We start from the raw sequence: 22,024 nt of genomic DNA on the forward strand, positions 1-22,024 counted from the left end.
TGTCGCGGTCAGGCGGGGCGCGAAAGCGCGTAGACCACGTGGTCCGGCGGGTCGACGGGGTTGTCGGGCGGGATGTCGACGCGGCCGACGAGGACGAAGCCGGCGCGTTCGAGTGCCCGCCAGGAACGGCGGTTGCCCGCCGCGACGGAGACCACCACGCGCTCGCCGCCCAGCTCGGTGAAGATCACCTCGCACATCGCCGCGATCATCGCCGTGCCGAGGCCCTGCCCGGTCGCCGACGGCGAGCCGATCAGGTAGTCGATGCCGTAGTCGGCCGGGCCCAGGTGCACGAGCGACGCGACCCCCGTGGTCTCGGGCTCGTCCGCGTAGTCGATCCACCGTTGCCGCTGGATGAGCCCGAACGGGACCCCCGCACCGTCGAGCCCGAGGAAGTCGAGGGACGGCTCCTCCCCGTCGACGGACGGCCCGAAGTCCCGCTCGATCGCCTCGGGGGAGGTCTCGTGGTGCCACCAGCGCCGGTTGTGCGGCTCGGCGAGCCACGACGCGAGGAGTGGGAAGTCCTCGCGCGTGACCCGCCGGAAGGTGATCACCAGGCGTGCACCGTGTTCTGGGCGGGCTCGAGGCCGTCGCGGATCAGCAGCTCGACGGCGTCCGCGGCGTTGGTGACCAGCAGCGGCACCTCGGGCTTCTCCGCCTTGGCGAAGGGCTTGAGCACGTAGTCGGCGGGATCCTGGCGCCCCGGGGGCCGCCCGATCCCCGCACGCACCCGCAGGTAGTCCTTCGTGCCCAGGTGCTGGGTCAGCGAGCGGAGCCCGTTGTGGCCGCCCTCGCCGCCGCCGCGCTTGAGCCGGACGAGACCGAAGTCGATGTCCAGCTCGTCGTGCACGGCGATCACGTCGGTGGGTTCCACCGAGTAGAACCGGGCGAGCGCCGCGACGGGCTGCCCGGAGAGGTTCATGAAGGATTGCGGCTTCGCCAGGTAGACCTGGCGGCCGACGAGCCGCGCGCCCGCGACCTCCGCCCCCGACTTCTTGTGCCGGGAGAAGGAGGTGCGGGCGCGCGATGCGAGCTCGTCGACCACGTCGAAGCCGATGTTGTGCCGGGTCCCGGCGTACTTCTCGCCGGGGTTGCCCAGCCCCACGACGATGAGTGGCCGGTCGGTCATGGCAGTTACTCGGCAGCCTCGTCGGCGGCCTCGGCCTCGTCCTCATCGGTCTGGGCCGCGGCGATCTCCGTGATGTTGATGACCAGCGCGTCGGCGTCGGTGACCACGGTGGCGCCCGCGGGGACCTCGAGCTGGCCCGCGGTGATCTGGGTGCCGGCCTCGAGGTTGTGGACGTTGAACACGATGTTCTCGGGGATGTTCAGCGCGTCGGCCTCGACCTCGACCTCGTTGAGGTCCTGCGCCACCTGGGTGCCGCCGGCGGGCTCGCCCTCGATCACGACGGGCACGGACACGGTGACCTTCTCGCCCTTCTTGATGACGAGGAGGTCGGTGTGCTCGATGTAGTTGCGCAGCGGGTGCACGACGACCTGCTTGGTCAGCGCGAGCTGCTCCGTGCCGTCGATGTCCAGGTTGAGCACGGCGTTGGTGCCGTCCTTACGCAGGATGGCGGCGAAGTCGCGGGCGACGACGGTGAAGTGCTGCGGCTCGGTGCCGTGGCCGTAGAGGACGACGGGCACGAGGCCGTCGCGGCGGGCACGGCGCGCGGCGCCCTTGCCGAACTCGGTGCGGACGGTGGCGGCGAGCTTGTTGGTCTCGGACATGAGACTCCTTCAGGTGCGGTGTAGCGGCCCCGGCGTTGCCGAGGCGGTCCGCACTGCGCCACGCGGATCCCGCGGGAGGGAGTGCCGTTCGCGTCGATCACGGCGGCCGGAGCCGCCCTCGCCGAGAAGGTCGCCGCTCAGTCTACCGAACCGCCCGCTCAGGAGCGAAATCGAAGCTTCGCCATTCCGTCATGTCCAGTTCGCGCGGCGTCCACGCCACATCGGCACCATCGATCACGTGAACAACGCCCCGCTGTGGTCGCCGCAGGACGTCGCGGAGCGCTTCGTCGACGCCCTGGGGAGCGGCGACTACGAGATCGCCGAGCAGTTGCTGGCGAAGGACGTCGTGTACCGGCGCACCGGCGGCCGCCCCCTGCGCGGTCGCGCCGCGATCGCACGCCACTTCCGCTGGCACGCGCGCACGCGCGTCGCGATGCAGGCGGTCCTCCTGGCCTCGGAGCAGTCCGGTTGCGCCGTGGCGGTCACCGACCGCGTCACCGCCCTCGTCTACGGCCCGCTGCGGCTCCAGTTCCAGGTCCGGGGCACCTTCGAGGTCGACGGTGGCCGCATCGTCGCCTGGCGCGACGAGGCCGACGTGCGCGCGGTCGCCCGGGCCGCGGCGCGAGCCGTCGCCGGCGTCGTCTACGCGCCCGCCCGGCCCACCCTTCCGCGCGCCGTGATCTGACGGGAAGGATCGCGCGGTGGACGATGTTGCACGGGCCATGACGACGTTCGGAGAGTTGGGGATCTGGCGCGGCGCCACACTGGTCGACGGCGCCTTCGCGGCGCGGGCCGAGGAGCTGGGCTACGGCACGCTGTGGCTGGGCGGATCGCCCGGCGGCGACCTCGCGGTGGTCGATCCGCTGCTGGAGGCGACGACGAACCTCGTCGTCGCGACGGGCATTCTCAACATCTGGCAGGACGACGCCCGGTCCGCCGCCGCCGCCTTCCACCGCATCGAGAAGCTGTTCCCGGGCCGGTTCGTGCTCGGCATCGGCGCCGGGCACCGCGAGGCCTCCGCCGACTACCGGACGCCGTACCAGGCGCTCGTCGACTACCTGGACGTCCTGGCCGCGGAGGGCGTGCCGCAGGAGCGGACGGTGCTCGCCGCCCTCGGCCCCAAGGTGCTGCGCCTCGCCGCCGACCGCACCGCCGGTGCGCACCCGTACCTGACCTCGCCGGAGCACACCCGGAGCGCACGGGAGATCCTCGGCGACGGGGTCCTCCTCGCGCCCGAGCAGAAGATCGTGCTCGACGAGGACGCCGCCCGCGGCCGTGAGCTGGGCCGCAAGACCGTCGACTTCTACCTCCGCCTGCAGAACTACGTCGCCAACCTGCGGCGCCTCGGCTTCGACGACGCCGACCTCGAGCGACCCGGCAGCGACCGCCTCGTCGACGTCCTGGCCGTGCACGGCGACGGGGACGCCGTCGCCGCGGGCGTGCGCGCGCACCTCGACGCGGGCGCCGACCACGTCGCGGTGCAAGCGCTCGGCGACGATCCGTGGCCCGCGCTGGAGGCCGTCGCGCAGCGCCTTCTCTGACGGTCGGGCACGATGGTGCGGTGGACCTGAAAGCCGTAGCCGCCGCCAACCTCACCGACTTCACGAAGGAGTCGTTCACCGACGCCGGCGTGACCCACGACCTGTACCGGAAGGGATCGGGCCCGGCGGTGATCGTCATCGCCGAGATCCCCGGCATCACCCCGAAGGTGCTCGACTTCGCCCGGAAGGTCGTCGACGCCGGCTTCACCGCCGTGCTGCCGCACCTGTTCGGCACTCCCGGACTGGACGCGGGCAACCCGAAGGCCATCGGCTACGCGGGGACCGCGAAGAGCATGGCGAAACTCGTCGGCTCGCTGTGCGTGAGCCGTGAGTTCACGATCCTCGCCACGGGCAAGTCCTCGCCCGTCGTCACCTGGCTGCGCGCCCTCGCGCGCCAGGAGCACGAGCGCTGCGGCGGCCGGGGCGTCGGCGCGGTCGGCATGTGCTTCACCGGTGGCTTCGCGCTCGGCATGGCCGTCGACGACGTCATGCTCGCCCCGGTGCTCAGCCAGCCCTCGCTGCCGTTCCGGCCGATCCCCGGCACGGGCCGCACCATCGACATCTCGCCGCACGACCTGGACACCGTCAAGGTGCGCTGCGCGAAGCAAGGGCTCAAGGTCATGGGCCTGCGCTTCAAGGGCGACTTCATGGTGCCCGGGGAGCGCTTCGACTTCCTGCGTGAGCAGCTGGGTGACGGCTTCATCGCCGTGGAGATCGACGACGCCGACGCCAACCCCGAGGCTCTGACGCCGCCGCATTCCGTGCTCACCGAGCACCTCATCGACGAGCCCGGACAGCCCACGCGCCAGGCACTCGACGACGTCATCCAGCTCTTCCGCGACACCCTGACCCCCGCGTCCTGACGCGGGGGCGGACCGCCGCTCTCCGGCCGGCGGGCGGGTTTCCGCTGCTCAGCCCGATCTTCCCATAACGGTCAAGAGAACTTTTGCGTGTCATTACCAAGCATTTACTCTTGCTACTCTCGGCGCCATCATGGAGACCCCTGGGAGACACCCCGACCGTCACGGCGACGAACTCGGCCTGGCGTTCAACCGGCTGAAGCGGCATGCCGTCGTCAGCGAGATCGTCTGGCGCTACTCCGTCGCCGGATTCACGCTGAGCGTCGGACTCTTCGGGGCGGTCATGATCTTCACCCCCGAGGGGGCGGCGGACTCCACGGCGCGAACGCTCGCGCTCGCGCTCCTGTGCGGGTCGGGGATTCCCGCCGCCATCGCGGTGAGCCGCCTTCCAATGACATCGCTGTGGTGGAATCCGTGCCGCCGGCGCAGATTGATCAGCACGCTGTTCGTCCTCTACGCCGACGTCGTGGTGACCAGCATTCTGGTGCTGTACAACAGCCCGGCCGCCGCGCTCGCCGGAACGGTCCTGTTCGCGACGGTCGGCGCCTACGCGGCGCATTTCCTGACCACCCACGCGGTGACGCTGCACCTCGTCTTCTCGAGCGCCGTGATCGTCCACCTGGGAGTCCGGGTGATTCAGGTGTACGGGGCGACCCCGCTCGCCGTCTTCGCGCAGGTCGCCGTCAGCATTCTCGGCATCGGTGGCGTCGTGGTCCTCAACTACCTCTACACCCTCCAGCTCAAGCAGCTGATCAGGGCGAGTCTGACCGCCTCATCGACCGATGCGATGACCGGGCTGCTCAACCGCACCGGCTTCCGGGACTCGGTCGACGAGCTGTTGCGGTCGACGGACGGTCGCGCGTCGGTCGGCATGATCGACGTCGACCGGTTCAAGCACATCAACGACGCCTACGGTCACCTGGCCGGTGATGCCGCACTCCGGGCGGTGTCGACCGCGCTGCGACGGTCCGTCTCCCCGGAGTGGCTGGTCGCCAGAGTCGGCGGGGACGAGTTCGCCATCGTCTCGCCGACGAACGCGGCCGAGCTCGAGGCGGCCCTGCGATCCGCGCGGGAGCGTCTGCCCACGCCGGCCGACGGTGAGCGGATCTCGATCAGCGCGGGGATCGCATCGGTGGTCCTCCCGGAGCCGGGGCTCTTGCGGACCTTCGACGACCGGAGCAGGTTCTTCTACGCGGTCATCGAATCGGCGGACGGTTGCCTCCGGCGGAGTAAGGAGGCGGGTGGCGGCCGCACGACCGTTCATCCCGAGGGCGGCCCTCGGATTGGCGCTTAGCGCGACGGCCGCCCGCCGACGAGGTCGTCCCAGCGCCGCCGGACGGGTCCCCAGCGGGCGTCGACGTCCTGCTGACGGCGGTCCGCGCGGGACCGCTTCGCGGGCGCGTAGAACCAGCGCGCCCACGGCGAGGTGGGGCGGGCGAGCCGGATCGCGGCGACCCACGCCACCGGCCAGGCGAACAGCCCGACGAGGGCGGTCGGGTACTTGCCCTTGAGCGCGGTGGCCGCGACGGCCACGAGGTGCACGACGAGCAGCGTGGCGATTCCGCCGCGCACCCACCGCTCGGTGTCGCCCAGCCCCGCGACGTTCGCGGGGGAGACCCCGACGACGGCCAGCCCGATGCACGCCGCCGCGAGCGTCACCACGTCGACGGACAGCTGCCCCTCCTGCGACCAGTACACGTCCTTGAGGTGGAAGAGCATCGCGAACTCGTCGAGCACGAGCGAGGCCCCGACGCCGACGAGCAGCGCCGCGAGGTACGACCACGGTGCCCGCCCTGCCGCGCCGACCGCCGTGAACGCCCCCGCCACCAGCAGGATCAGGCCGGGCGTCGAATGGTGCAGGTGCACCCCTCCGGCGCTGACGTCGTGGAAGGGGCCGCGCCCGGCGCGGATCGTCCGGGTGATCGTGCGCGTCGCGAGGAAGGTCACCACGAACGCGACGAAGCTCAGGAGCAGCGGACCCTTCTGTGCGTCGATCACCTCGAGCCGCCACCACTCGTCGAACCGGTGCACGCCTAGGAGATGCCCTCTTCCTCGGCGATGACGTCCTCGCCGTCGTCGTCGAGGTCCGCGCCCACGGCCTCGCGGGCGTCGAGCTCCGCCTGCCGTGCCTCGGCGGCGGCCTCGTCGGGCGTCTCGGCCAGCGAGGACGGATCGTCGTTGTCGCTCATGCCTTCTCCTTCTCCGATTCCGTCGCGTCGTCCGCGGGCAGGGAGCCCTCGGACACCGAACCGTCGGCGTGCTTCTCCACGACCGACAGGACGAGGCCGTCATCGTCCGCGTCCACGCGCACGGTGTCGCCTGCACGGACGTCGCCGCGCAGCAGCATCGACGACAGCCGGTTGTCGAGCTCCTTCTGCACGGTGCGGCGCAGCGGCCGGGCACCGAACTGCGGCTGGAAGCCCTCGTCGGCCAGCCAGTCCTCCGCCTTGGTCGTCACGTCCAGCTCCACGTCCTGGGCGCGCAGGAGGCGTCGCGTGCCGTCGAGGATCAGCTCCACGATGTTGCGCAGCTGCGCCTTGTCCAGGCGGTGGAAGATCACGGTGTCGTCGATGCGGTTGAGGAACTCGGGCCGGAAGTGGGCCCGGAGCCGATCCTTGACCTGGGGGATCACCGACTCGAAGTCGTCCTCCGGCGCGTCCAGGATCAGGTCGGCGCCGATGTTCGAGGTCAGGATCACGATGGTGTTCTTGAAGTCGACGGTGCGCCCCTGCGCGTCCGTCACGCGGCCGTCGTCGAGCAACTGCAGGAGCACGTTGAAGACGTCCGGGTGGGCCTTCTCCACCTCGTCGAAGAGGATCACCGAGTACGGCTGCCGGCGCACCTTGTCGGTGAGCTGCCCGGCCTCCTCGTAGCCGACGTACCCGGGAGGGGCGCCCACGAGCCGCGACACGGTGTGCTTCTCCTGGAACTCGCTCATGTCGAACCGGATCAGGCGGTCCTCGTCGCCGAAGACGGTGGCGGCCAGCGCCTTCGCGAGCTCCGTCTTGCCGACGCCCGTGGGGCCGAGGAACAGGAACGAGCCGATGGGCCGGCCCGGGTCCTTGAGCCCGGCGCGGGCGCGGCGCACGGCCTCGGAGACGGCGAGCACGGCCTCGTCCTGGCCGATCACGCGGTCGTGCAGGTCGTCCTCGAGGCGCAGCAGCTTCTCCCGCTCCTCGGAGGTCAGGTCCGCCACCGGGATGCCGGTGCGTCGCGAGACGACCTCCGCGATGTCGACGACGGTGACCTCGGGCTCGGCCTCGCCGCCGCCCGCCGCCGCGAGCCGCCCCTCGGCGTCGGCGATCTTCTCCTTGAGCTCGTCGGCGGCCTTGTAGTCCTCGCCCTCGACGGCGCTGTCCTTCTCGCGGCGCAGCGCGCCCAGCTCGTCCTCGATGGAGCGGGTGTCCGCGTCGGGGGTCTTGGTGCGCAGGCGGACCCGCGCGCCCGCCTGGTCGACGAGGTCGATCGCCTTGTCCGGCATGAACCGGTCGGTGATGTAGCGGTCCGAGAGCTCCGCGGCGGCGACGAGGGCGGCGTCCTCGTAGCGCACCTGGTGGTGCTCCTCGTAGACGTCGATGAGGCCGCGAAGGATCTCGATCGTGTCGTCCACGGAGGGCTCGCTCACCATCACCGGCTGGAAGCGGCGCTCGAGGGCGGCGTCCTTCTCGATGTACTTGCGGTACTCGTCGATGGTGGTGGCGCCGATGGCGTGCAGCTCGCCGCGCGCGAGCGCCGGCTTGAGCATGTTGCCGGCGTCCATGGAGCCCTCGCCGCCGCCTCCCGCGCCGATGATGGTGTGCAGCTCGTCGATGAAGACCACGAGCTCGTCCGAGTGCTCCCGCACCTCGTCGAGCACCTTGGTCAGGCGTTCCTCGAACTCGCCGCGGTACTTGCTGCCCGCGACCATGGAGCTCACGTCGAGGGCGACCACGCGGCGCCCGGCGAGCGTCTTCGGCACGTCGTCGTTGACGATGCGCTGTGCCAGACCCTCGACGATGGCCGTCTTGCCGACGCCGGGGTCGCCGATGAGCACTGGGTTGTTCTTGCGGCGGCGGGAGAGGATCTCGATGGTCTGCTCGATCTCCTCGGCGCGGCCGACGACCGGATCGACCTTGCCCGCGCGGGCCTCGGCGGTGAGGTCGCGGCCGTACTCGTCCAGCGTCGGCGTCGTGCTCTCCTGCTGCTGCGGGGCCTGGCCCGAGGTCCCCGTCTTGCCGGGCTTGACCGGCTTGCCACCCGCCGACGGCGCGGACATCCCGCCGCCCGAGAGTGCCTGCGCCGCCACGGTGTCCGGGTTGTCGGCGATGCCGAGCAGGATGTGCTCGGGCCCGACGTAGGACTGCCCGTTCTGCGCGGCGTGCTGCTGCGCCACCCGCAGTGCGCGCCGCGAGGCGGGGCTCAGCGACGGTGCGCCGTCCATGGCGGCCGGGTTCGCGCTCGCCTGCGCGGCGGCCTGCATCGCGGCCGCCACCTTGTCCGGATCCAGCTTGAGCCGGACGAGCACGTCGCGGGTGGGCTCGTTCATCGCCGCCGCGTAGAGCAGGTGCTCCGGTGTGATCTCCGGGTTGTCCCAGTCGGATGCTGCGACCTGGGCCTCGGCGAGCAGGGTCTTCGCCTGCTCGGTGAGGAGGCGGTTCAGGTCGACCCGCGCCGTCGCGGGCCGGCCCACCGAGTTGCCGAAGAAACGCTGGAAGATGTCGTCGAAAACGCCGTCGAGTTCGCTCATGGGGATGCCTTTCTTCGGTTATCGGAGGGGAGGGGTGGAGCGAGCGTCCTAGGAGGTCAGGGGGACCGACGCCTCCGCGGTGTAGGCCAGGAACGTGAAGGTCTCCTGCAGGTAGAGCTCCACCGAGGTCGCGTCGTGGCTGAGGTAGCCGATCTCGACGTCGGTGCCCAGGCGCAGCTCGTAATCGCCGCCGCGGGTGGTGAGCACGAAGCCGCCGTCGATCGCGGGCGCCCAGATGATCTCGCCGTCCACGAGGCGCTTGAGCTGCTCGCGGATCGGGTAGCCGTGATCGGTGGTCTCGCTGATCGAGGTGTAGACGTCGGCGGAGAGCAGCACGGAGTACGGCCCGTCGACGCCCGCGAGCCGCAGGTCCTCGAGCGCGCTCGCGACGGCGTCGGGCACGTCGATCGGGTCGCTCGGCAGGACGATCGCCTTGTTCGACGACGAGGCCCGCAGGCCGGCGATCGACGCCGCGGCGTAGCCCTCGAAGACGGCGCGGTCCTCGGCGTACGCCAGCTGCTTGGCCGCCGCCTTGACGGGATCCCAATCCGCGTCCTGTGCGCCGCGTTCCACCGAGTCCACCGCGTCCCGGGAGACGGTGAAGGGCACCCGCAGCCGCACCAGCGGGCGGCTCTCGCGCAGTTGCGCCTGCACGCCCTCGGCGGGGCCGTCGACGGGCAGGAGGCGACCCGTGCCGACCGCCGCGGCCTCGGGACCGTCCGGGCCGGTGACGTCGACGACGCGGCGGCCGGCGATGTTCCGCTTGAACGTGCGGGACGCCTCGGTCTCGATCTCCTCCCAGGCGGCGGGGGTGACCGGTGCGAGGTGACGGTGCAGGTTGTTCATGACTTACCTTTCCTTGAGGCCGCCGATGCCGAGCGAGCCGTCGGCCGGCGCGGGGATGGTCGTTCCGGTCGGTTCCGCCGACGGTGCGCCGTCGGCGGCGGGGAGATCGGGCGGCGCGTCGAGCCAGTCGCCCGACGGGGTGAAGAACAGGCCGCCCGTCAGGGCCGTCGAGAAGTCGAGGATCCGGTCGGTGTTGCCGGGCGGATCGCCGAGGAACATGTTGCGCAGCATCTGCTCCGTGACGCCGGGGTCGCGGGAGTAGCCGATGAAGTAGGTGCCGAACTCGCCCTTGCCGAGCTCGCCGAACGGCATGTTCTGCCGCATGATCTGCAGCTGCTCGCCGCTGGAGTCCTCGATCACGTTGAGCGCGATGTGCGCGTTCGCGGGCTTCACGTCGTCGGACATCTCGATGTCCTCGAGCTTGGTCCGCCCGATCACCCGCTCCTGCTCCTCGACCGACAGCGCGCGCCACGCGGACATGTCGTGCAGGTATTTCTGCACGTGCACGTAACTGCCGCCGGCGAAGTCGGGGTCCTCGTCCCCGATCGCCGTGGCGGCGACGGCCGCGGCGCCCGCGGGGTTCTCGGTGCCGTCGACGAAGCCGAGCAGGTCGCGGTCGTCGAAGAACCGGAAGCCGTGCACCTCGTCGACCACCGTGACCGCGTCCCCGAGCGCCTCGAGGATGCGCCACGACAGCTCGAAGCACATGTCGAGGGTGCTCGCCTTGACGTGGAACAGGACGTCGCCGGGGGTCGACGGTGCCCGGTGCCGCGGACCGTCGAGCTCGACGAACGGGTGCAGGCCCTTCGGCTTGGGACCGGAGAACAACCGGTCCCAGGCGTCCGAGCCGAAGGAGGTCGTCAGCGACAACTGCTTCTCGGGGTAGCGGAAGCCGACCGAGCGGGTGAGCCCGGAGAGGTTGTCGAGCGCGTCGTGGACGCGGTCCTCCCGCCCGGGGTCGACGGTCGCGACGACGAACATCGCGGCCTGGGTCAACGGCGAGATCACACCTTGATTCGGGACCACGATTTTCACCCTAACTCAGGTCTGGACGGCGCGACGGGGGACGAGGGATCGGTGCGGCGGGACGCGAAATGCCGCGCGTGCGATGATGGTCCGTGCCCGGGTCGTCGGTGTCGATTCGACGGCGACGGGCGTCGTGCACGGGACGGAAGGAGTCGGACATGACGTGGATCGCAGTGGTGGTACTGGCGGTAGCGGCCCTCGCGGGCGTCGTCGCCGCGTGCGTGATCTCCGCACCGCGCCGCCCCGCCTCGGACGCCACCTACACGACCAACGCGCTCCTCGCCGCCGGCGCGGTCAGCGGCGCCGCCGTGTGCGCGATCCTCGCCGCGGTGTTCGCCGCGTACGCCTAGTCCCGCGTGCGGCGTCCGGTGGGGATGAGCCTCCCCGAGCGCTACCGCCCCGACCTGCGCGACGGCGGCCACGCGCTGCGCGTCGCGATCGCGCTCCTCGTCCCGGGCCTGGTGCTGATCGCCTGGGGGCGCCCCGAGCTGCTGATCTACGCCGAGTTCGGCGCCTTCGCCGGCATGTACGGGCGGGGCGAGCAGGGCCGGCCCCGGATCGTGCACCAGGTGCAGGCGGGCGGCCTGCTCATCGCGGGGGAGGCGCTCGGCATCACGCTGGCGCACCATCAGGCGCCGCCCTGGGTGCTCGTGGCCGTCGGCGTGGTCTTCGCCATGGTCTGCTCCGTCCTGTCCGACGCGGTGCGGCTGCGCCCCGCCGGGCCGTTCTTCTTCCTGTTCGCGATGGGCGCGACCGCGACACTGCCCGCGGGCCTGGCCCCGCCCTGGCAGGCGCTCGCGATCTGCGCCGCGACGGTGGTCTTCGCCATCGTGGTCGGCGCGATCGGCCGGCCCGACCCCTTCCGGGGCCGGCCCTGGTGGGACGGCATCGCGATGGTGCTGCGCCGCCCGGCGCCCGGCGTGGGCATCCATGCGCTGCGCTACGCCCTCGCCGTCGGCATCGCGGGCACTGCGGGGGTGCTGATCGGCGTCGACCACGCGAACTGGGCGATGGCGGCCGCGGCGGTCCCGCTCGCTGTGATCGACGCGGGCCGGCCGTCCGACGCGGAGACCGGGCTGGTGATCACCCGCGCGACGCACCGCACCATCGGGACCTTCGTCGGGCTCGCCGTGGCCGCGGCGCTCTTGGCGCTCGACCCCGGGCCCACCGCGCTGGCGCTCGTGGCGATCGCGCTGCTGTTCCCGACGGAGCTGTACACGGCGCGGCACTACGCCGTCGCGATCGGCTTCTTCACCCCGCTGATCATGCTCATGACCGAGCTGGCCGACCCCACCGATCCGGTGCGGATGCTGCTCTACCGCGGCGTCGACACCGTGATCGGGGTGGTGGTGGGCGTCGCGGTCGCGCTCCTGGTGCGCAGCCCGGCCGAGCGGCGCCGCTGAAGCGCCGTGGGTGCCGGGACCGCGCACCGTCGGCGATCAGACGTGCGCGCCCGGGCTGGCGGAGCCGTCGGAGGTGTACGAGCTCGCGCCCACGCCCGCCAGCGCGCCGCCGTCCACGATGAGGTACTCGTCGCGGATCGGCGAACCGGCGAAGAAGTCCTCGAGGATCTCGCGGGTGCCCGCGGCGTACCGGGCCTGCGCGGAGAGCGTCGTTCCGGAGACGTGCGGGGTCATCGCGTGGTGCGGCATGGTGCGCCACGGGTGGTCGACGGCCGGCGGCTGCGGGAACCAGACGTCGCCGGCGTAGCCCGCGAGCTGCCCGGACTCGAGCGCGGCGACGACGTCGTCGCGGACCACGATCTCGGCGCGCGCGGTGTTCACGATGTAGGAGCCGCGGCGCATCGTCGACAGCAGGTCGGCGTCGAACATGTGGTAGGTCTTCGGGTGCAGCGGGGCGTGGATGTCGACCACGTCCACCGAGCGGACCAGCGACTCGACCGACTCGTGGTAGGTCAGGTTCAGCTCCTGCTCGAGCTCCAGCGGCAGGCGGCGGGTGTCGAAGTAGTGCAGCCGCACGCCGAACGGGGCGAGGCGTCGCATCACGGCCTGGCCGATGCGGCCGGCGGCGATGATGCCGACGTCCATGCCCTCGAGATCGTAGGCGCGCTCGACGCAGTCGGCGATGTTCCAGCCGCCCTCGACCACCCACTTGTACGAGGGGACGAAGTTGCGGACCAGCGTGAGGATCTGCATCACGGCGTGCTCGGCGACGCTGATCGAGTTGCTGTAGGTGACCTCGGCGACGGTGATCCCGGCCTTGATCGCCGCGTCCAGGTCGACGTGGTCCGAGCCGATGCCGGCGGTGAGCGCGAGCTTGAGGTTCGGGGCCTTCGCGATGCGCTCGGCCGAGAGGTAGGCGGGCCAGAAGGGCTGCGAGATGACGACCTCGGCCTCGGCGAGGTGGCGCTCGAACTCGGGGCCGTCCTTCTCCGACGTCACGATCAGCTCGTGGCCGGCCGCCTCGAGGTACTTCCGCAGGCCCAGCTCGCCGGAGACGCAGCCGAGCAGCTCGCCCGGTGTGAAGTCGATCGCGGCGGGGGACGGGATGGTCTGCCCGCCGGGGTAGGCCTCGATCAGCGGGATGGAGTCGCGGGCGTACTCGGGCGGGTAGCCCGTCACCGGGTCGGGGTACAGGACACACAGGATCTTCGCCATGATCACTCCTTGAATGGACGAGGGGGAGAATGGATTTCGTCCCTCTGCATCCACTGTCGCGCGTCCCGTCGTGCGCGTCCAATACGGGGATCCGCTCGCCCGATAGGCGGTGCCGATCACCGCAGGGCAGGGGCTCAGTCCGCGCGCTGCGCGCTCTCCGCGAGGGCCCGGGCGAGCACCGATTCGGGATCGCCGGCGCCGCGCACGAGGGCCACGGAGGTGGCGAGCTCGCCCGCGCCCTCGAGCTCGACGGTCCGCGTGCCCGACGGTGCGCGGTACGTCGCGATCCACGCCCGCGGCACGATCGACGCCCACCGCCCCGCGCCCACCATCGCCAGGAGCGTCGCCACCGAGTCGGCCTCCAGGCGCGGCGTGAGCCGCACCCCGTGCGCCCGGGCCGCCGCGTCGACGAGGTCCCGCCCGTGCATGCCCTCGTGCAGCAGGCACATCGGCAGCTGCGCGGCGTCCGCCCACGCGAGCGGGCCGTCACCGTCGGGCAGGAGGTCCTCGCGCGCGATGAGTGCGAGCCGGTCCGTGTACAGCGGCGTCACCGACAACCCGTCGACGTCGACGCCCTCGGGGTAGACGATGCCCGCGTCCAACTCGAACCGGCGGATCCGCTCGACCACGTCGGCGGAGCGCAGGCCCGCCCACACCCGGACCCGGACCAGCGGGTGGGCGGCGCAGAACGGGTCGGTGAGGAGCGCGGCGGACGTGGCGGCGGCGGGGATCACGCCGAGGCTCAGCTCTCCGGTGAGCCCGGTGCGCAGGGCCGTGACCTCGAGCTCCAGGGCGTCGCGGTCGGCGAGGATGCGCCGGGCCCAGGGCACGAGCCGCTCACCCTCGGGGGTCAGGCCCTCGAAGGAGGAGCCGCGCAGGACGAGGGGCACCTTGAGTTCGTGCTCGAGTTTGCGGATCGCCTCGGACAGCGCGGGCTGCGAGACGTAGCAGGCGCTGGCCGCGCGGGCGAAGTGCTGCTCGCGCGCGAGGGCGACGAAGTACTCGAGCTGCCGGAAGAGCATCGCCCTTCGCTACAGGATCTCGTCGACGGCCTCGGTGGGGCGGGCCATGCGGGTGCCCTTGGCCGTCACCACGAAGGGCCGCTCGATGAGCTTGGGGTGCGCGACCATCGCGTCGAGCAGCGCGTCATCGGAGGCGTCGGCGAGCCCGAGGTCCTTGTACTCGGCCTCGCGGGTGCGGACGGCCTGCCGGACGGTGAGCCCGGCGTCGTCGATGAGCTTCGTCAGCTCCGCCTTCGACGGCACCTGGTCGAGGTACTTGACCACCGTCACCGTCGCGCCGGCCTCCTCCAGCCGGGCCAGCGCCTGGCGGGACTTGGTGCAGCGGGGGTTGTGGTAGATCGTCGCGTCCATACGGGCCAATCTAGTCTCTGACCGCCAGGTGCACCTCGACGGTGTCGCCGATGTCGACGCCCTCGGCGGCGCGGACGGCCTTCTTCAGCGGCAGCACGTAGGTACCGCGCCCGGAGTCCGGGAAGATCGACGTCGCCCACGTGGTCGCCCCGATGGTCACGGAGACGCGAACGCTCCCGAACCCCGGCTTCGAGCCGTCGACGGTGTCGGCGATCTCGTCGGCCAGGTGGTTCGGGAGCGCGACGAAGCGGCAGGCGGCGAAGACCTCCGAGAGCCAGATCTCGGCCCGGAAATCTCCCCGGACGCCCGCCATGCGGGGGCTAGGCGTTGCCGTTGAACAGGCTCGTGACCGAGCCGTTCTCGAAGACCTCGCGGATCGTGCGGGCCAGCAGCGGCGCGATCGGCAGCACGGTGAGCGTCTCGAAGTGCTTCTCCGGCGGGATGGGCAGCGTGTTGGTCGCGATGACCTCGCGCGCGCCGCAGTTCGCGAGGCGCTCGGTGGCGGGCTCGGAGAAGACGCCGTGCGTGGTCGCGATGATCACGTCCTTCGCGCCGGCCTCCTTGAGCACGCCCACGGCGCCGGCGATGGTGCCGCCGGTGTCGATCATGTCGTCGATCAGGACGCAGGTGCGGCCCGCGACGTCACCGACGACGCGGTTGCTCTTGACCTGGTTCGCGACGTTGGGGTCGCGGGTCTTGTGCACGAAGGCCAGGGGCGCACCGTCGAGGGCGTCGGCCCACTTCTCGCCCACCTTGACGCGGCCGGCGTCGGGGGAGACCACCACCATGTTCTCGGTGCCGTAGTGCTCGCGCACGTAGTCGGCCAGCATGGTCTGCGCGTGCATGTGGTCGACGGGGCCGTCGAAGAAGCCCTGGATCTGATCGGTGTGCAGGTCGACCGTGATGATCCGGTCGGCGCCCGCGGTCTTGAACAGGTCCGCGACCAGGCGCGCCGAGATCGGCTCGCGGCCGCGGTGCTTCTTGTCCTGGCGGGCGTACGGGTAGAACGGCAGGATCGCGGTGATCCGCTTCGCCGAGCCGCGCTTGAGCGCGTCGATCATGATCAGCGTCTCCATGATCCACTGATTGACCGGGTACGGCGCGCTCTGCAGGACGAAGGCGTCGCTACCGCGCACCGACTCCTCGAAGCGCACGAAGATCTCGCCGTTGGCGAAATCGCGTGCCGTCTGCGGGGTGACCTGCACACCGAGCTCGTCGGCGACCTGCTGCGCCAGCTCGGGGTGGGCACGGCCCGAGAACAGCATCAGGTTCTTCTGGTTATCGATCCAGTTGCTCACTGCTCGTCAATCCTCGCGATAGCCTGCTGGGCCGCCTCGGCTGAGCTCGTGCCCGGACGCCGGTGGAGGACCCATTCCTCGATGTTCCGCTGATCCGCGGCGGAGACCGCCAGGGCTCCCGGCGGCACGTCGCGCTTGATCACGGTACCCGCTCCGCTGTACGCCCCGTCGCCCACCTCCACCGGCGCGATGAGCATCGTGTCGGATCCGATGCGCACGTGGTCGCCGATCACCGTTCGGTGTTTGTTCACCCCGTCGTAATTCACCGTCACCGTCGCGCAGCCGATGTTGCTGCCCTCGCCGATGGTCGCGTCGCCGATGTAGCTCAGGTGCGGGATCTTGCTGCCCGCTCCGATCTGCGCGTTCTTGGTCTCGGCGAAGGCGCCGATCTTGCCCTTCGGTCCGAGGTCGGTGTTCGGCCGCAGGTAGCTGAACGGCCCGACGGTCGCATTCTCGCGGATCACCGACAGGTGCACCTCGCTGCGCAGCACCGTCGCGCCGGCGCCCACCTCGGTGTCGACCAGCGTGGTGTCGGGGCCGATCACCGCGTCCTCGGCGACGACGGTGGCGCCGCGCAGGTGCGTGCCCGGCTGGATCACGACGTCGGGCGCGATCTCGACGTCCACATCGATGTAGGTACTCGCGGGGTCGACGACGGTGACCCCGTTCAGCTGGTGCCGCTCGACGATCCGCCGGTTGAGCTCGCGGCCGAGCTGGGAGAGTTGGATCCGGTCGTTGCAGCCCGCGACGAGCATTTCGTCGTCGACGTGGTCGCCGCGCACCAGCTGGCCGGCCGCGCGGGCGATGCCGATCACGTCGGTGAGGTACAGCTCGCCCTGCGAGTTGTCGGGCCGCAGCTGAGCGAGCGCGGCGACGAGCTGCGCGTGGTCGAAGGCGTACACGCCGGAGTTGATCTCCGTGATGGCGAGCTGCTCGGGCGTCGCGTCCTTCTGCTCGACGATCTGGGTGACCTGGCCGTCCTGCGTGCGCAGCACGCGGCCGTAGCCGGTCGGATCGGCGACGGCGGTGGTGAGCACGGTGACCGCGGCGCCGTCGCCGCCGGTGTGCGTGTCCAGGAGCTCGCGCAGCGTCGTGGCGTCGAGGAGCGGGACGTCGGCGGCCGTGACGATGACGGTGCCGGCGAAGTCCGCGGGCAGAGCGCTGAGCCCGGCCTGCACGGCGTCACCGGTGCCGCGCTGCTGCTCCTGCACGGCGACGAGGATCTCGTGCTCCAGTTCGCCCGCGGTGGCCAGCGCGGCCGCGGAGACCCGGTCCCGGTCGTGGCCGACGACCACGACGAGGTGCTCCGGCGTCGTGCCCGCGGCGGCGTGCAGCGCGTGCCCCAGCAGGGTGCGGCCCGCGATCGCGTGCAGCACCTTCGGTGTCTTCGATCGCATGCGCGTTCCCGCGCCCGCGGCGAGGATCACCACCGCTGTTCCGTTCGCCATCGCTGCTCCTGAGGTGTCGTCGGTGTCGTGCGTTTCGCGTCGAGAGTCGGCGCAATCCTACGAGAACCGCCGCGGTCGAGCGTCCGTGGCACAATGCTGGGCGACGGTTCCGAGCGCCAGCCCGGGCCCGGTCTCCCGTGGTGTAATCGGCAACACTTCTGATTTTGGTTCAGACATTTCAGGTTCGAGTCCTGGCGGGAGAGCAACGCCCTGGATCAGGGCTTCTGCGCCCGCTCCCACGGCTCGACGGGGCCCGGCACCGTCCGGAAGCTCCCGTGCGGATCCGGCCGCTCGACGGTGCGCCACCGTTCCGCCACGTCCGGGCTCCGCGCGTCGAGTTTGGCTCTGAGGTGCGCCCACTCCAGGTCGAGCTGCCCGTCGGTCACGTCGATCGGTGCGACGGTCGCGGTCGGCTCGTCGATGCGGGTGCGGTCGAAGTTGTAGCCACGGGCGTCGGCCTCGTCGGCGAGGGCGGCGAGGTACGCGCCGACGGCGGCGAGCGGCTCCGGCGTCGCGCGGAAGCGCTCCAGCTGGGGATGCTGCGTGTAGCCCTTCGTGCGGCCCGCGAGCACCGCCTGCGCGAGCAGCGTCTCGCGCCAGCAGGCGATCAGCGCCTGCCGATCGAGGTAGCGGGGGTGTACCGACCAGATGCGCATGCCCCCACGCTATCCGGCCGGGTCTGGAACCGTCGCCTGTGCCGGTTCGCCCGAAATGTCCCGCGCACCAACCGGGGTGCAAGGCGACGACAAGATCGCGGTGGCTGACTGACGGCATGAACCCGTACGAGCAGAACCCGGCGCAGCAGCCTGCCGGCCCGTCCTACCCGCAGCAGCCCTACGCGGAGCAGGGCCATCCGCGGCACCCCTATGTCCAGCCGCAGCCGTACCCGCAGGGGCCCGTCTTCCAGGCGAAGTTCCGCAGGCACACGGGGCTGCTGATCCTGGCCCAGTGGCAGGACTCCTACGCCACGGGCGATTACCAGCAGATCCGCGCCGCCTACCGCGCGGCGCAGACCCACAACCTGCTCGCCGGCTGGTGGGGCCTGATCTCGCTGTTGGTTTACAACTGGATCGCCCTCCTCGGCAATGTCTCCGAGATGAGTCGCATCAAGCAGCAGGCGCGGGCCGCCGGACTCGAGGTCTAGCGGCCCGCGCCTCGGCGGATCGCGCGCGCCGGGGGAGGGGAGCGCGGCGATCGGGTCTCAGTTGGGCTCCTCCCAGTCGTAGCCGGTGCCGGTGTCCACCTCCACGCATTCGAGGGTGTCGCCGTTCGGCGTGGTGATGCGCTGCCCCTCCTGGGTGGCGCTGCACGAGTCGTACATCTGCGGGGTGGCGGCGGAGGCGATGGCGGGGGTGAGGGCGAAGGCCGAGATCGCGAGGAATCCGGCTGCGGCGAGGGTCTTTCGGCTGATGGTCATGATTCGACGGTGCGCCGCGAACCTGGGGATCCGGTGTCAGCCGGGTGCGCCTTCGCTGCGGATTCTCCGCATCCGTCGTCAGTCGTGAGACGGCCGGCGGTCCGGCCTGCACAATCAAGTGTGACGAGGCGCACATCACCGACAACGTGCAGGCAGCGGGGCGTTCTGCTGGCTCTGCAACGTCTTTTCTGGCGCGACCGTTGACAGGAATAGTCATCGGCCATAGCGTGAAATCTGTTCGAAACGACATAGATTTTCGATGGGAGCGCGAGATGAACGACACCCGAGCCACACCGGCCCGAATCCCGCGCCGCCCCGTCGAAGCGGCTCCGCCGCTGGTCCTCCACCCTCGCGGTGGTGTCGTGATCGTCACCCTGCTGGTGCTGATGGCGGGCCTCATGCTGGCGCCCCTCGTCCTGCACCTCGCGGGTGTACCGATCGGCTGATCCGGCCGTCGAGCAGCACAGGCGAACCCCGACGCGAAGGAGAGCACCATGAGCTTCACCGATGACGCCAAGAACAAGGCTCAGGACATCAAGGGCCGGGCCAAGGAGACCGTCGGCACCGCCTTCGACGATCCCCAGCTCAAGGAGGAGGGCCGCGGCGACCAGGCCGAGGCCTCGATCAAGGACAAGATCGCCGGCGCCGCCGACAAGGTCAAGGAGGGCGTCGACGAGGTGAAGGACAAGCTCTCGGGCAACTGATCCGCCCGAGACCCGACGACGATGGGAGCTGGACATGATTCGACGGATCGCGCGACCCCTGCTCGGTTCGATCTTCGTCTACACCGGTTACACCGGCCTGACGAGCGACCCGGGGCGGAAAGCGGACACCGTCGCCCCGCTGGTGGAGAAGGCCACTGAGGCCCTGCCCGATTCGACGGCGATTCCGACGAGCGCCCGGAGTTGGGTACGGATCAACGCGGGTGTCCAGCTCGGCGGCGGCCTGCTGCTCGCCACCGGGCGGGCTCCGCGGGCCGCCTCGCTGGCCCTCGCGGGCACCCTCGTGCCCGCGACGGTCGTCGACCATCCGTTCTGGGCGGAGTCGGACCCCGAGGCCCGCCGCGAGCAGCAGCTGCACTTCGTGAAGAACCTGTCGCTGCTGGGCGGCCTGCTGATCGCGGGTTTCGACACCGAGGGCAAGCCCGGCCTCACCTGGCGTGCCCGGCGCGCGGCGGAGCGCGCCTCCGAGCGGGTCTCCGACACCGTCGCGGCCGTCACCCCCGGTCATCACGACGGCGCGGCGACCTGGCAGGAGCGGGCCCACGCGGCCCAGGAGTACGGCGCCACCGCGATCGGCCGGGCGAAGCCCGCGGTAGTGGGTGCGGTCGAGACGGCGAAGCCGGCGATCAGTGACGCCGTCGAGCGGGCCAAGCCCGCGATCGCCGACGCCGCGGAGAAGGTGAAGCCGGTCGTGGACGACGCGGTGGACCGCGCGCGACCGGTCCTCGCCGACGCGGCGGACGCCGCCGCCGGTTTCGCCGAGAAGGCGGGGGACCGATTGCACGCCCTGCGCGACGAGGCGTCCGCCGCGGTGGCGGACAGGAAGAAGCGGGCGCGCATCGCGTAACGTGGGCCGCCCGGCCGGATCGCGGCCGCGGTAGGTCGACGAGAATCGAGACGCCGTGCCCCGCAGGCCAGAGTTCACCGGGCGGTACACCGACGCGCTGCACGCGCTGGAGGTGTCGACGCAGCGGAGCGCCCGGGTCGAGAACCTCGACGGGCAGTACGCACTCCGGGTCGACTTCGAACTCGGGCGGTACCTGCTCGCGACCAACACGGACGCCGTCACCGGCCTCGCCGACGAGGACGCCGGAGCGCCGTGGCGGGTCCGGTTCTTCGACGGTGCCCTCGACGACGGCGCGGCCGTGCTGATCGCCGACCGGTCGGCGGCCTGGCTGATCGACGCCTACGACGCCGCCGTCGGGGATCTGCCGCCCCTGGCCGAGGTCCCGCACACCTGACCGTCCCCGCGGACGCGGATCCGCGGGGACGGCGGGTGGTCCCACGCCCGACGGCGACGGGATCTACAGTGGAAGGATCAGATTTTCGCTCCCGGGCGACGCAGCAGGGCGGCGAACGGGACGGGCGCGAAGGAGGAGTGCGATGACGCAGTCACACCGTGTGCGCTCCGATCTCGGCGTGTACAGCATCTCGGTGGCGTCCGAGCTGTCGCAGGTCGGCCTCCAGACGCTCCGCCTCTACGAACGACGGCATCTGATTCGGCCGCAGCGGACCGCGGGCGGCACCCGCCGGTACAGCGAGGACGACATCGCGCGGATCCGCCGGATCACGGAACTCGTCGCCACCGGCGTCAATCTCCCGGGCGTGGAGCGCATCCTGGCCCTGGAGGACGAGTGCGCATCGTTGCGCGCGGAGCTCGACGCGTGCCGCGCCGGTACCGAGTAGCGGCTACGGCTGCACGTTGATCGAGTACGCGGCGGCGGCGTCGCGCACATCGAGAACGTACTTGCGGGACTGGTTGTAGACCATGACGGCCTTCTCCCAGCCCTTCGCCGTGGTCAGGTCCTTGCCCGAGACGCACAGGTAGCGGGCCGCGGTCATGGCGGCGTCGTCGATGTTGTCGGGGTCGGCCTTGCCGTCGCCGTTGGCGTCCACGCCGAACCGCTGCCACGTCTCCGGGATGAACTGGAACGGGCCCATCGCGGCGTCGAACTTGGCGTTCGGCCGGTGCGGATCGGTGCCGGTCGCCAGGATCTCCTGGTTGCCGTTCGTGCCGTCGAGCGGCACGCCACGGATCGGCGGCGAGACCTTGCCGTCCGGTGCGATCGTCGCGCCGTGGTACGTGCCGTGCTTGCTCTCGATGAAGGCGATGCCGGCGAGCGTGGTCCAGGCGATCCCGCACTCCGGCGTGCGCTGCCGGAGCGCCTCGGCCGCGTTGCCGTAGGCCTCCAGGGAGATCACCGGGATGCCCGTGGCCACGCTGATCGGGGTGGCCCAATCACGGAGCAGGTCCGACGTGCGACCCGGACCGTTCACGTTGATCAGCGGCACGGGAGCGCCCGCGCCGGGCGGGATGCCCTGCGGGATCTCCGGGCGCGGGTCGATCGCGCCGCAGCCGGCGAGCACCGTCGACGCGACGCCGACGACGAACGCCGCGCGCATGCGGGAACTGACCATGAC

At 71.2% G+C, this 22,024-nt stretch carries 29 protein-coding genes and 1 tRNA gene; 13 read left to right on the forward strand and 17 right to left on the reverse strand.

Going from position 1 to position 22,024, the window contains the following annotated elements; all coding sequences use genetic code 11:
- Positions 1-8: 8 nt before the first annotated feature.
- The 3 genes from BLW32_RS06435 to BLW32_RS06445 are packed head-to-tail and all read right to left on the reverse strand — an operon-like array spanning position 9 to position 1,728.
- The gene (locus BLW32_RS06435) at positions 9-551 is read right to left on the reverse strand and encodes a GNAT family N-acetyltransferase (protein WP_068524293.1); all 543 of its coding nucleotides are present in this window, start codon (positions 549-551) and stop codon (positions 9-11) included.
- Complete coding sequence (pth, locus tag BLW32_RS06440; protein ID WP_068524294.1) at positions 548-1,126, reverse strand: aminoacyl-tRNA hydrolase; 579 nt, start codon at positions 1,124-1,126, stop codon at positions 548-550. The genes BLW32_RS06435 and pth overlap by 4 nt, the downstream gene beginning before the upstream one ends.
- A 5-nt stretch (positions 1,127-1,131) precedes the next feature.
- Positions 1,132-1,728, reverse strand: coding sequence for a 50S ribosomal protein L25/general stress protein Ctc (locus tag BLW32_RS06445; RefSeq protein WP_068524295.1), 597 nt, complete (start codon positions 1,726-1,728; stop codon positions 1,132-1,134).
- A gap of 238 nt (positions 1,729-1,966) precedes the next feature.
- Here BLW32_RS06445 and BLW32_RS06450 point away from each other — a divergent pair, with 238 nt between their 5' ends.
- From BLW32_RS06450 to BLW32_RS06465, 4 genes are all read left to right on the forward strand, one after another.
- A complete protein-coding gene (locus BLW32_RS06450; protein ID WP_068741008.1) occupies positions 1,967-2,413 on the forward strand; it encodes a limonene-1,2-epoxide hydrolase family protein in 447 nt (148 codons plus the stop codon).
- A gap of 37 nt (positions 2,414-2,450) precedes the next feature.
- Complete coding sequence (locus BLW32_RS06455; protein WP_068741009.1) at positions 2,451-3,269, forward strand: LLM class F420-dependent oxidoreductase; 819 nt, start codon at positions 2,451-2,453, stop codon at positions 3,267-3,269.
- Positions 3,270-3,289: 20 nt separating this feature from the next.
- The gene (locus BLW32_RS06460) at positions 3,290-4,132 is read left to right on the forward strand and encodes a dienelactone hydrolase family protein (protein WP_225536046.1); all 843 of its coding nucleotides are present in this window, start codon (positions 3,290-3,292) and stop codon (positions 4,130-4,132) included.
- 130 nt (positions 4,133-4,262) lie between these two features.
- The gene (locus BLW32_RS06465) at positions 4,263-5,423 is read left to right on the forward strand and encodes a GGDEF domain-containing protein (RefSeq protein WP_068741010.1); all 1,161 of its coding nucleotides are present in this window, start codon (positions 4,263-4,265) and stop codon (positions 5,421-5,423) included.
- Here the strand turns inward: BLW32_RS06465 and BLW32_RS06470 are convergent.
- From BLW32_RS06470 to BLW32_RS06485, 5 genes are read right to left on the reverse strand one after another with little or no spacing between them, the layout of a single operon-like run.
- The gene (locus tag BLW32_RS06470; protein ID WP_068741011.1) at positions 5,420-6,160 is read right to left on the reverse strand and encodes a hypothetical protein; all 741 of its coding nucleotides are present in this window, start codon (positions 6,158-6,160) and stop codon (positions 5,420-5,422) included. The two genes, BLW32_RS06465 and BLW32_RS06470, sit on opposite strands and share 4 nt — an antisense overlap.
- 2 nt (positions 6,161-6,162) lie before the next feature.
- Complete coding sequence (locus BLW32_RS27425; RefSeq protein ID WP_156486390.1) at positions 6,163-6,318, reverse strand: hypothetical protein; 156 nt, start codon at positions 6,316-6,318, stop codon at positions 6,163-6,165.
- Entirely contained in the window at positions 6,315-8,855 is a 2,541-nt protein-coding gene (locus BLW32_RS06475) for an ATP-dependent Clp protease ATP-binding subunit (protein WP_068524300.1), read from the reverse strand. The genes BLW32_RS27425 and BLW32_RS06475 overlap by 4 nt, the downstream gene beginning before the upstream one ends.
- 48 nt (positions 8,856-8,903) lie before the next feature.
- On the reverse strand, positions 8,904-9,701 hold the full coding sequence (locus BLW32_RS06480) for a family 1 encapsulin nanocompartment shell protein (protein ID WP_068627163.1): 798 nt from the start codon (positions 9,699-9,701) through the stop codon (positions 8,904-8,906).
- 3 nt (positions 9,702-9,704) lie between these two features.
- The gene (locus BLW32_RS06485) at positions 9,705-10,730 is read right to left on the reverse strand and encodes a Dyp-type peroxidase (protein ID WP_255304313.1); all 1,026 of its coding nucleotides are present in this window, start codon (positions 10,728-10,730) and stop codon (positions 9,705-9,707) included.
- A gap of 155 nt (positions 10,731-10,885) precedes the next feature.
- On the opposite strand from BLW32_RS06485, the gene BLW32_RS06490 reads away from it, so the two are divergent.
- Both BLW32_RS06490 and BLW32_RS06495 read left to right on the forward strand, forming a co-directional pair.
- On the forward strand, positions 10,886-11,077 hold the full coding sequence (locus BLW32_RS06490) for a hypothetical protein (protein ID WP_068524302.1): 192 nt from the start codon (positions 10,886-10,888) through the stop codon (positions 11,075-11,077).
- A 24-nt stretch (positions 11,078-11,101) separates the two neighbouring features.
- On the forward strand, positions 11,102-12,130 hold the full coding sequence (locus BLW32_RS06495) for an FUSC family protein (RefSeq protein ID WP_068741012.1): 1,029 nt from the start codon (positions 11,102-11,104) through the stop codon (positions 12,128-12,130).
- A 36-nt stretch (positions 12,131-12,166) separates the two neighbouring features.
- Here the strand turns inward: BLW32_RS06495 and BLW32_RS06500 are convergent, their stop codons facing one another.
- The 6 genes from BLW32_RS06500 to glmU form a co-directional block, all read right to left on the reverse strand.
- A complete protein-coding gene (locus BLW32_RS06500) occupies positions 12,167-13,345 on the reverse strand; it encodes an NAD-dependent formate dehydrogenase (protein ID WP_068524742.1) in 1,179 nt (392 codons plus the stop codon).
- Between the two features lie 134 nt (positions 13,346-13,479).
- Positions 13,480-14,367: a LysR family transcriptional regulator gene (locus tag BLW32_RS06505; protein ID WP_068524304.1), complete on the reverse strand. Its 888-nt coding sequence runs from the start codon at positions 14,365-14,367 to the stop codon at positions 13,480-13,482.
- A 9-nt stretch (positions 14,368-14,376) separates the two neighbouring features.
- On the reverse strand, positions 14,377-14,718 hold the full coding sequence (arsC, locus tag BLW32_RS26665) for an arsenate reductase (glutaredoxin) (RefSeq protein ID WP_068524305.1): 342 nt from the start codon (positions 14,716-14,718) through the stop codon (positions 14,377-14,379).
- Positions 14,719-14,728: 10 nt separating this feature from the next.
- The gene (locus BLW32_RS06510; RefSeq protein WP_068741013.1) at positions 14,729-15,031 is read right to left on the reverse strand and encodes a DUF1905 domain-containing protein; all 303 of its coding nucleotides are present in this window, start codon (positions 15,029-15,031) and stop codon (positions 14,729-14,731) included.
- Positions 15,032-15,038: 7 nt separating this feature from the next.
- Positions 15,039-16,016 carry a ribose-phosphate diphosphokinase gene (locus tag BLW32_RS06515; protein WP_068524307.1) on the reverse strand — a complete coding sequence of 326 codons (978 nt, stop codon included), beginning with the start codon at positions 16,014-16,016 and terminating at the stop codon, positions 15,039-15,041.
- Entirely contained in the window at positions 16,013-17,464 is a 1,452-nt protein-coding gene (gene glmU / locus BLW32_RS06520; protein WP_068524308.1) for a bifunctional UDP-N-acetylglucosamine diphosphorylase/glucosamine-1-phosphate N-acetyltransferase GlmU, read from the reverse strand. Before glmU ends, BLW32_RS06515 begins: the two co-directional genes overlap by 4 nt.
- A gap of 131 nt (positions 17,465-17,595) precedes the next feature.
- Here glmU and BLW32_RS06525 point away from each other — a divergent pair.
- Positions 17,596-17,667, forward strand: a tRNA-Gln gene (locus BLW32_RS06525).
- Positions 17,668-17,679: 12 nt separating this feature from the next.
- Here BLW32_RS06525 and BLW32_RS06530 read toward each other — a convergent pair.
- Entirely contained in the window at positions 17,680-18,120 is a 441-nt protein-coding gene (locus tag BLW32_RS06530; protein WP_068741014.1) for a pyrimidine dimer DNA glycosylase/endonuclease V, read from the reverse strand.
- Positions 18,121-18,236: 116 nt separating this feature from the next.
- Here BLW32_RS06530 and BLW32_RS06535 point away from each other — a divergent pair, with 116 nt between their 5' ends.
- Positions 18,237-18,608 (forward strand): hypothetical protein, encoded by a 372-nt coding sequence (locus tag BLW32_RS06535; protein WP_175546288.1) that lies wholly within the window; start codon positions 18,237-18,239, stop codon positions 18,606-18,608.
- 57 nt (positions 18,609-18,665) lie between these two features.
- Here BLW32_RS06535 and BLW32_RS06540 read toward each other — a convergent pair whose 3' ends face one another.
- Positions 18,666-18,881, reverse strand: a complete 216-nt coding sequence (locus tag BLW32_RS06540; protein WP_068524370.1) for a hypothetical protein — start codon at positions 18,879-18,881, stop codon at positions 18,666-18,668.
- A 272-nt stretch (positions 18,882-19,153) separates the two neighbouring features.
- Between BLW32_RS06540 and BLW32_RS27430 the strand changes: the two genes are divergently transcribed.
- From BLW32_RS27430 to BLW32_RS06560, 5 genes are all read left to right on the forward strand, one after another.
- Positions 19,154-19,327, forward strand: coding sequence for a hypothetical protein (locus tag BLW32_RS27430; RefSeq protein ID WP_156486391.1), 174 nt, complete (start codon positions 19,154-19,156; stop codon positions 19,325-19,327).
- A gap of 48 nt (positions 19,328-19,375) precedes the next feature.
- A complete protein-coding gene (locus tag BLW32_RS06545) occupies positions 19,376-19,585 on the forward strand; it encodes a CsbD family protein (protein ID WP_068524371.1) in 210 nt (69 codons plus the stop codon).
- 34 nt (positions 19,586-19,619) lie between these two features.
- Positions 19,620-20,450 (forward strand): DoxX family protein, encoded by an 831-nt coding sequence (locus tag BLW32_RS06550; RefSeq protein ID WP_068741015.1) that lies wholly within the window; start codon positions 19,620-19,622, stop codon positions 20,448-20,450.
- A 55-nt stretch (positions 20,451-20,505) separates the two neighbouring features.
- Entirely contained in the window at positions 20,506-20,844 is a 339-nt protein-coding gene (locus BLW32_RS06555; RefSeq protein ID WP_068524373.1) for a hypothetical protein, read from the forward strand.
- 142 nt (positions 20,845-20,986) lie between these two features.
- A complete protein-coding gene (locus BLW32_RS06560; protein ID WP_068741016.1) occupies positions 20,987-21,289 on the forward strand; it encodes a MerR family transcriptional regulator in 303 nt (100 codons plus the stop codon).
- 3 nt (positions 21,290-21,292) lie between these two features.
- Here BLW32_RS06560 and BLW32_RS06565 read toward each other — a convergent pair whose 3' ends face one another.
- Positions 21,293-22,021 carry a lytic transglycosylase domain-containing protein gene (locus tag BLW32_RS06565; protein WP_068741017.1) on the reverse strand — a complete coding sequence of 243 codons (729 nt, stop codon included), beginning with the start codon at positions 22,019-22,021 and terminating at the stop codon, positions 21,293-21,295.
- Positions 22,022-22,024 lie beyond the last annotated feature (3 nt).

This window comes from Tsukamurella tyrosinosolvens (genome assembly GCF_900104775.1).
In the GTDB taxonomy this organism is placed as follows: domain Bacteria; phylum Actinomycetota; class Actinomycetes; order Mycobacteriales; family Mycobacteriaceae; genus Tsukamurella; species Tsukamurella tyrosinosolvens.

Bases quoted from the DNA above. Each gene is read 5' to 3' on its own strand.
- pth (WP_068524294.1), bottom strand. From the start codon at position 1,126: ATGACCGACCGGCCACTCATCGTCGTGGGGCTGGGCAACCCCGGCGAG.
- BLW32_RS06445 (WP_068524295.1), bottom strand. From the start codon at position 1,728: ATGTCCGAGACCAACAAGCTCGCCGCCACCGTCCGCACCGAGTTCGGC.
- BLW32_RS06455 (WP_068741009.1), top strand. From the start codon at position 2,451: ATGACGACGTTCGGAGAGTTGGGGATCTGGCGCGGCGCCACACTGGTC.
- BLW32_RS06465 (WP_068741010.1), top strand. From the start codon at position 4,263: ATGGAGACCCCTGGGAGACACCCCGACCGTCACGGCGACGAACTCGGC.
- BLW32_RS27425 (WP_156486390.1), bottom strand. From the start codon at position 6,318: ATGAGCGACAACGACGATCCGTCCTCGCTGGCCGAGACGCCCGACGAG.
- BLW32_RS06475 (WP_068524300.1), bottom strand. From the start codon at position 8,855: ATGAGCGAACTCGACGGCGTTTTCGACGACATCTTCCAGCGTTTCTTC.
- BLW32_RS06480 (WP_068627163.1), bottom strand. From the start codon at position 9,701: ATGAACAACCTGCACCGTCACCTCGCACCGGTCACCCCCGCCGCCTGG.
- BLW32_RS06490 (WP_068524302.1), top strand. From the start codon at position 10,886: ATGACGTGGATCGCAGTGGTGGTACTGGCGGTAGCGGCCCTCGCGGGC.
- BLW32_RS06495 (WP_068741012.1), top strand. From the start codon at position 11,102: ATGAGCCTCCCCGAGCGCTACCGCCCCGACCTGCGCGACGGCGGCCAC.
- BLW32_RS06500 (WP_068524742.1), bottom strand. From the start codon at position 13,345: ATGGCGAAGATCCTGTGTGTCCTGTACCCCGACCCGGTGACGGGCTAC.
- BLW32_RS06505 (WP_068524304.1), bottom strand. From the start codon at position 14,367: ATGCTCTTCCGGCAGCTCGAGTACTTCGTCGCCCTCGCGCGCGAGCAG.
- arsC (WP_068524305.1), bottom strand. From the start codon at position 14,718: ATGGACGCGACGATCTACCACAACCCCCGCTGCACCAAGTCCCGCCAG.
- BLW32_RS06510 (WP_068741013.1), bottom strand. From the start codon at position 15,031: ATGGCGGGCGTCCGGGGAGATTTCCGGGCCGAGATCTGGCTCTCGGAG.
- glmU (WP_068524308.1), bottom strand. From the start codon at position 17,464: ATGGCGAACGGAACAGCGGTGGTGATCCTCGCCGCGGGCGCGGGAACG.
- BLW32_RS06530 (WP_068741014.1), bottom strand. From the start codon at position 18,120: ATGCGCATCTGGTCGGTACACCCCCGCTACCTCGATCGGCAGGCGCTG.
- BLW32_RS06535 (WP_175546288.1), top strand. From the start codon at position 18,237: ATGAACCCGTACGAGCAGAACCCGGCGCAGCAGCCTGCCGGCCCGTCC.
- BLW32_RS06540 (WP_068524370.1), bottom strand. From the start codon at position 18,881: ATGACCATCAGCCGAAAGACCCTCGCCGCAGCCGGATTCCTCGCGATC.
- BLW32_RS27430 (WP_156486391.1), top strand. From the start codon at position 19,154: ATGAACGACACCCGAGCCACACCGGCCCGAATCCCGCGCCGCCCCGTC.
- BLW32_RS06545 (WP_068524371.1), top strand. From the start codon at position 19,376: ATGAGCTTCACCGATGACGCCAAGAACAAGGCTCAGGACATCAAGGGC.
- BLW32_RS06550 (WP_068741015.1), top strand. From the start codon at position 19,620: ATGATTCGACGGATCGCGCGACCCCTGCTCGGTTCGATCTTCGTCTAC.
- BLW32_RS06560 (WP_068741016.1), top strand. From the start codon at position 20,987: ATGACGCAGTCACACCGTGTGCGCTCCGATCTCGGCGTGTACAGCATC.
- BLW32_RS06565 (WP_068741017.1), bottom strand. From the start codon at position 22,021: ATGGTCAGTTCCCGCATGCGCGCGGCGTTCGTCGTCGGCGTCGCGTCG.